At 72.8% G+C, this 7044-nt stretch carries 4 protein-coding genes; 1 reads left to right on the top strand and 3 read right to left on the bottom strand.

What is annotated here, in order from left to right; translation table 11 throughout:
• The coding region (locus BLS67_RS22645) for a helix-turn-helix domain-containing protein (RefSeq protein WP_165617573.1) at positions 1-220 on the bottom strand (220 nt) is incomplete at its 3' end.
• A gap of 120 nt (positions 221-340) precedes the next feature.
• Positions 341-3643 carry a DEAD/DEAH box helicase gene (locus BLS67_RS22640; RefSeq protein WP_131801827.1) on the bottom strand — a complete coding sequence of 1101 codons (3303 nt, stop codon included), beginning with the start codon at positions 3641-3643 and terminating at the stop codon, positions 341-343.
• A gap of 129 nt (positions 3644-3772) precedes the next feature.
• Between BLS67_RS22640 and pgm the strand changes: the two genes are divergently transcribed.
• A complete protein-coding gene (gene pgm / locus BLS67_RS22635) occupies positions 3773-5407 on the top strand; it encodes a phosphoglucomutase (alpha-D-glucose-1,6-bisphosphate-dependent) (RefSeq protein ID WP_091250535.1) in 1635 nt (544 codons plus the stop codon).
• 93 nt (positions 5408-5500) lie between these two features.
• On the opposite strand, the gene glpK is transcribed toward pgm, so the two are convergent.
• A complete protein-coding gene (gene glpK / locus BLS67_RS22630) occupies positions 5501-7021 on the bottom strand; it encodes a glycerol kinase GlpK (RefSeq protein ID WP_091250533.1) in 1521 nt (506 codons plus the stop codon).
• Between the last annotated feature and the right edge of the window lie 23 nt (positions 7022-7044).

Below are 7044 nucleotides of genomic sequence, written 5' to 3'. Positions count from 1 at the left end.
TCACCAGCGACGTCCGGGTCGGCTGGCGGTGGGGTCGTGAGCTGCGGTCGGCCATGCCGGCCGGGCCCTCGGCGCGGTAGCGGTGAGCCCATTTTCGGGCCGTGGACGGATCGACCATGAACATCTCCGCGGCCGCCGCCACCGGCCACTGCTCGACCACGATCAACCGAGCCAGCCGCAACCGGGCACGTGGGGTCAAGGCAGCGTTAGCGTGGGACACGAGGGCCTCCGGTCTGTGAAGCGGTTCCTAGACAGCTCCACTTCACACCCGGGGGCCCTCCCCATCTCAACGACAGTCCCCGATCACCTCAGCTCGGGACAACGTCCCTGGACATCACAGCTAGCTGAACAGGCCGCGGATGTCCTCGGCGGTGAGCGGGGCCGACAGCACGCCGTCCTCGTCGACGACCTGGTCGAAGATGGCCTGCTTGCGGGCCTTGAGGGCCATCACCTTCTCCTCGATGGTGTCCTTGGCGACCAGCCGGTAGACCATCACGTGCCGGGTCTGCCCGATGCGGTGCGCCCGGTCGACGGCCTGGGCCTCGGCGGCGGGGTTCCACCACGGGTCGAGCACGTAGACGTAGTCGGCGGCGGTGAGGTTGAGCCCGAAGCCGCCGGCCTTGAGGCTGATCAGGAACACCGGGACGTCGCCCTCGGTGAAGCTGGCGATCACCGCGGGCCGCTGCCGGGTGGAGCCGTCGAGGTAGGCGTAGCCGATGCCCTCGGCGTCGAGCTGGGCGCGGATGCGGGCGAGGTAGCCGGTGAACTGGCTGAACACCAGCACGCGGTGGCCCTCGGCGGTGACCTCGCGCAGGTGCTCGAGGAAGGCCTCGGTCTTGTCCGAGCGGACGGTGTCGTGCTCGGGGTCGGCCAGGGCGGGGTCGAGGGCCAGCTGCCGGAGCAGGGTCAGCGAGCGCAGGATCTCGAAGCGGTGGGCGTCCATGTCCTCGACCAGCCGCAGCACCTTGCGTCGCTCGCGCTGCAGCGCGGTGCGGTAGAGGGTCTCGTGCCGGCCGGTCAGCCGGACCTCGAGCACCTGCTCCTGCTTCGCCGGGAGGTCGGCGGCGACCAGCTCCTTGGTGCGCCGCAGCATGAGCGGCCGCAACCGACGGCGCAGGGTGCCCAGCCGGCCGGGGTCGGTGCCGCGCTCGATCGGCCGCCGCCACTGCTCGTTGAAGCCCTCGGGGTCGGGGAACAGGCCCGGCGCGCAGATCGACAGCAGGGACCACAGGTCCATCAGGCTGTTCTCCATCGGCGTGCCGGTGATGGCCAGCTTGAACGGGGCGTCGACGGTGCGGGCGGCGCGGTAGGCCTTGGCCTGCCGGTTCTTCACGAACTGGGCCTCGTCGAGCAGCATGCCGCGCCAGCGGACCCCGGCGTACTCGTCCTCGTCCAGGCGCAGCAGCGTGTAGGAGGTGACCACCAGGTCGGCCCCGGCGATGCGGGTGGCCAGCGGCACCCCGGCCTTGGCCGACGTCTCCTCGACGGCGGTGCAGACCAGGCCGGGGGCGAACCGGGCCGCCTCGGCCAGCCAGTTGCCGATCACGCTGGTGGGGGCCACGACGAGCACGGGCTCGGTGAGCTGGCCGGCGTCCTTGGCCCGCTGCAGCATCGCCAGCGCCTGCAGGGTCTTGCCCAGCCCCATGTCGTCGGCGAGCACGCCGCCGAGGTCGTGGTCCCAGAGGAAGCTCAGCCAGCGGAAGCCCTCGAGCTGGTAGGGCCGCAGCTGCGCGGTGATGCCGGGCGGCACCTCGGGCACCGGCAGCTCGTCGAGCTCGAGCAGCGCCGCGGTGCTGCGCTCCCAGCGGGCGCTCTGCTCGGCGACCACGCCCAGCTGCCGGAGGTCGCCCCACAGCCCGGCCTGCCACCGGTTGATGCGGGTGGGCGGCTTGCGGCGGTCCTCGAGCGCGCCCGCCTCGGCGATCAGCTGGGCGAGGACGGCGAACTCGGGCCCGTCGAGCGGGAAGTAGGTGCCCCCGGGCAGGAACAGGTGGGTCTGCTTGGTGGCCAGGGCGCGGAACAGGTGGGCGAAGGGGACGTCCTGGCCGTCGACGGTGACGGTGATGCCCAGGTCGAACCAGTCGGCGTCGTCGACCGCGGGGTCGGTGACCGAGACGCTCACCACGGGCGCCGAGGTGGCCGCCCGGTAGTCGGGGGCGTCGCCGAGCTCGGTGACCCGCACGCCCTGGGCGCGCAGGGAGGGCAGCACGCCCTCGCAGAAGACGGCGGCGTCGAGCTCGCGCAGCTCGACGGTGGGTGCGAGCCCGCGCTGGACCGTGGCCTGGCGCAGCTGCGGGAACCGGCCGTCGGGCAGCACCAACCCGGTGAGCAGGACCCGTTCGGTGCGGTCGTCGCGGCCGGGGTCGGCGGCGGCACCGTGCAGGGGCACCCGCCGCCCCCCGGGGACGCCGTCGCCCTCGGGCGGGCCGGAGGGGTAGACGATCGACCAGTCGAGCGTGAGGCGGGCGCCCTCGGCGTGGCTGACGGTCAGCGCCAGCACGGGCGGCTCGACCGAGGGCAGCTCGACCGAGCCGTCGGGCGAGACCAGCTCGACCATGCGCTGCAGCGCCGGGACCAGCTCGGTGCGCACCCGCTCGACGTCGGCCGCGGGCACCTCGAGGCGGGGGAAGCGGGCGATCATGCGGGAGAGCTCGGCAGGGACCCGGGCGGCGAAGGGCACCAGCCGCAGCGCGTCGCCGTCGACGACGAAGGCGCCGTGCACCGGGGTGCCGACGAGGGTCAGCCCGGCCACGGGCGTCAGCCCCGCCGCGCGGTCGACCACCGCCTCGAGCAGCAGGTCGCCCCGCTGGTTCGCGGTCGCCTGCATGCGCAGCGCGGCCTTCTGCTCGAGCACGACCCGGTCGGCCGGCGTCTTGGCGGTGACGAACGTGACCCCGGCGCGCTGGGCCTCGCCCAGCAGCCGCCACAGCTGGGGCCCGACGTCGTCGAGGAACACGGCGTCGGTGGTGCCGTAGTACCCGTAGCCGGAGGACCCGGCGGTCTGCGCGGCGCGGTACAGCTCGACCAGGACGTCGCGGTGCTCGGGCACCCGCCGCACCGGACCGTGCTCGAAGGGGAGGTCGCGCCAGGAGACGCCGGTGCGCACCCAGCGACCGGCGCGGCCGGGCACCACGGGCCGCAGCCGGACCTGCACCGGCACCCGTTGCCCCGCCCGGCCAGTCGGCGCGTTGAGCTCGAACTGCAGGCCGACCGGCACGAGGTCGGTGGTGGCCGAGCTCGGCGTCAGGTCGGCCAGCGCGGTCTCCCAGGCCGGCCGGGCCGGCTTCGGGGCCACCCGGGGCGCGGCCGGCGGCCAGGCCTCGACCACCGCGCCCACCTGGTCCAGCGCGGTGCCCTGGCCGTCGGGACCGAGGGTGAGCAGCACGGCGGCGGCGTGCTTGCAGTCGGTGGTGACCGGGCAGCTGCACCGGCCCACCCACTCCTGCACGTCGGCGAAGGCGGTGACCGAGTACAGCTCGCCCGCGGTGCCGACGACGGTGCCCGACACCTGGTCGGTGCCCTGCACGGTGACCGAGCGGACCCGCCGCTCGCGGACGCAGGCCCGCCCGCGGAAGACCACAGCGTCGCCGAAGCAGGACGCGAGGAAGTCCTCGTCGAGCGGGAGGGCCAGTGCTGCGGTCACGACGACGACGGTAGCCACGCCCACCGACACCCCGGGCGCGTCGGCGCGATCTGTGGAGGACACCCGGATCTGTGGACAGCGGGGCGGCTCCTGTCGCCACCAGGGGGTAGCGCGCGCGAGGATCACCCCATGAGCAACGAGCGCGCCGGCACCCCGGCCCAGCCGTCGGACCTGGTCGACGTCCCGCACCTGGTCACGGCCTACTACGCCACGCAGCCCGACCCGGAGGACCCCGACCAGCAGGTCGTCTTCGGCACCAGCGGGCACCGCGGGTCCAGCCTGGACGGCGCGTTCAACGAGGCGCACATCCTGGCCACCACCCAGGCGATCGTGGAGTACCGGCGCGGCCAGGGCTTCGACGGACCGCTGTTCGTCGGCCGCGACACCCACGGGCTGAGCGAGCCGGCCTGGGTCAGCGCGCTCGAGGTGCTGGCGGCCAACGACGTCACCGTGCTGGTCGACGACGCCGACCGCTACACCCCGACCCCCGCGGTCAGCCACGCGATCCTGCGGGCCAACCGGGGCAAGAGCTCAGGGCTGGCCGACGGCATCGTCGTCACGCCCAGCCACAACCCGCCGCGCGACGGCGGCTTCAAGTACAACCCCCCGCACGGCGGCCCCGCCGACTCCGACGCCACCGGCTGGATCGCGAACCGCGCCAACGAGCTGCTCCGCGCCGGGTTGGACGGCGTCCGGCGGGTGCCGTTCGCGAAGGCCCGCGCGGCCGCGCAGGGCCACGACTTCACCGGTGACTACGTCGCCGACCTGCCCGAGGTGCTGGACATCGACGCGATCCGGGCGGCCGGGGTGCGGATCGGGGCCGACCCGCTCGGCGGGGCCAGCGTCGACTACTGGGGCCGGATCGCCGAGGCGCACGGGCTCGACCTCACCGTGGTGAACCCGCTGGTCGACCCCACGTGGCGGTTCATGACCCTGGACTGGGACGGCAAGATCCGCATGGACTGCTCGTCGCCGAGCGCGATGGCCTCGCTGATCGAGCAGAAGGACCGCTTCCAGATCGCCACCGGCAACGACGCCGACGCCGACCGGCACGGCATCGTCACCCCCGACGGCGGGCTGATTAACCCCAACCACTACCTCGCGGTGGCCATCTCCTACCTGTTCGCCCACCGGCCGGGGTGGGCGCCGTCCACCGCGGTGGGCAAGACGCTTGTCTCGTCGTCCCTCATCGACCGGGTGGTCGCCGACCTCGGCCGCGAGCTGCGCGAGGTGCCGGTCGGCTTCAAGTGGTTCGTGCCCGGCCTCATCGACGGGTCGGTCGGGTTCGGCGGCGAGGAGTCCGCCGGCGCCTCGTTCCTGCGCCGGGACGGCGGGGTCTGGACGACGGACAAGGACGGCATCCTGCTGGCCCTGCTCGCCTCGGAGATCCAGGCGGTCACCGGGTCCTCGCCGAGCGAGCTGCACCGCGAGCTGACCGGGAAGTTCGGCGAGTCGGCCTACGCCCGGGTCGACGCGGCGGCCAGCCGCGAGGAGAAGGCCAAGCTGGGCAAGCTGTCGCCGTCCGACGTGTCCGCGACCGAGCTGGCCGGCGAGCCGATCACCGCCAAGCTCACCGAGGCGCCGGGCAACGGGGCGAAGATCGGCGGGCTCAAGGTGACCACCGAGAACGCCTGGTTCGCCGCTCGCCCCTCCGGCACCGAGGACGTCTACAAGATCTACGCCGAGTCCTTCCGGGGCCCCGACCACCTGGCCCAGGTCCAGCAGGAGGCCCGCGCCGTGGTCTCCGCCGCCCTCGGCTCCTGACTCCCTGCACCGAAGTCCGGCCCCCTCCACCAGATCTGGTGGAGGGGGCCGGAGCTTCGTGCACCCCCCTGATCAACGCTGGGGGGATGGGGCTCAGGACACGTCGTCGTCGACCCAGTCGAGGGTCTTGGTGACGGCCTTCTGCCAGTTGCGGTAGTTGCGCTCGCGCTCGTCGGAGTCCATCTGCGGCTCCCAGCGCTTGTCCTCGGCCCACTTGGCGGTGAGCTCGTCGAGGTCGGACCAGAAGCCCACCGCGAGACCGGCCGCGTAGGCCGCACCCAGGGCGGTGGTCTCGACGATCTCGGGCCGGATGACGGGGACGTCGAGCACGTCGGCCTGGAACTGCATGAGCAGCTCGTTGCCGACCATGCCGCCGTCCACGCGCAGCTCGGTGAGGTCCACCCCGGAGTCGGCGTTCATGGCGTCGAGCACCTCGCGGGTCTGGAAGGCGGTGGCCTCCAGGACGGCGCGGGCGATGTGGCCCTTGTTGACGAACCGGGTGAGCCCGACCAGGGCGCCGCGGGCGTCGGAGCGCCAGTGCGGGGCGAACAGGCCGGAGAACGCCGGGACGATGTAGGCCCCGCCGTTGTCCTCGACACCGGCGGCCAGGGTCTCGATCTCGGGGGCGTCCTTGATCATGCCCAGGTTGTCGCGCAGCCACTGCACGAGCGAGCCGGTGACGGCGATCGAGCCCTCGAGGGCGTACACCGGCTTGGCGTCGCCGAGCTTGTAGCACAGCGTCGTGAGCAGGCCGTTCTCCGAGGGGACGGCCTCCTCGCCGGTGTTGAGCAGCATGAAGTTGCCCGTGCCGTAGGTGTTCTTGGCCATGCCCTTCTCGAAGCAGACCTGGCCGAACGTGGCCGCCTGCTGGTCGCCCAGCGAACCCGAGATGGGCACCCCGGCCAGGAACCCGGCCGCCCGGCCCTCGCCGTAGACCTCGGAGTTCGACCGGATCTCCGGGAGCATGGAGAGCGGGATCTGCATCTCCTCGGCGATGTCGGGCAGCCACTCCAGCGTGCGGTAGTCCATGAGCATGGTGCGGCTGGCGTTGGAGACGTCGGTGAGGTGCTTGCCGCCGTCCGTGCCGCCGGTCATGTTCCAGATCAGCCAGGAGTCGATGGTGCCCATGAGCAGGTCACCGGACTCCGCCTTCTCGCGGGCGCCGTCGACGTTGTCCAGGATCCAGCGGACCTTGGGGCCGGCGAAGTAGGTCGCCAGCGGCAGCCCGACCCGGTCCTTGTACCGCTCGGCGCCCCCGCCCAGGGCCGCGAGCTCGTCGCAGATCTTCCCGGTGCGGGTGTCCTGCCAGACGATCGCGTTGTAGACCGGCTGGCCGGTGGTCTTGTCCCAGACCACGGTGGTCTCGCGCTGGTTGGTGATGCCGACGGCGACGACGTCCGACGTCGAGGCGTTGCCCCGGGCCAGCGCCTGGCCGACGACCTCGCGGGTGTTGGCCCAGATCTCGGTGGCGTCGTGCTCGACCCACCCGGCCCGCGGGAAGATCTGCTCGTGCTCCTTCTGCCCGGTCGCGACGATCTTGCCGTCGTGGTCGAAGAGGATGCAGCGCGTGCTGGTGGTGCCCTGGTCGATCGCGGCGACGTACTTCCCTGCCATGGGGTGTCTCCTCAGCTCTGAGT

Source organism: Klenkia soli, from assembly GCF_900103975.1.
In the GTDB taxonomy this organism is placed as follows: domain Bacteria; phylum Actinomycetota; class Actinomycetes; order Mycobacteriales; family Geodermatophilaceae; genus Klenkia; species Klenkia soli.
The sequence above is the reverse complement of the archived record's forward strand: the minus strand, read 5'-3'. Positions and strand labels throughout refer to the sequence as shown.

Excerpts from the sequence above, each read along its gene's own strand:
- glpK (WP_091250533.1), bottom strand. The coding sequence starts at position 7,021 with ATGGCAGGGAAGTACGTCGCCGCGATCGACCAGGGCACCACCAGCACG.
- pgm (WP_091250535.1), top strand. The coding sequence starts at position 3,773 with ATGAGCAACGAGCGCGCCGGCACCCCGGCCCAGCCGTCGGACCTGGTC.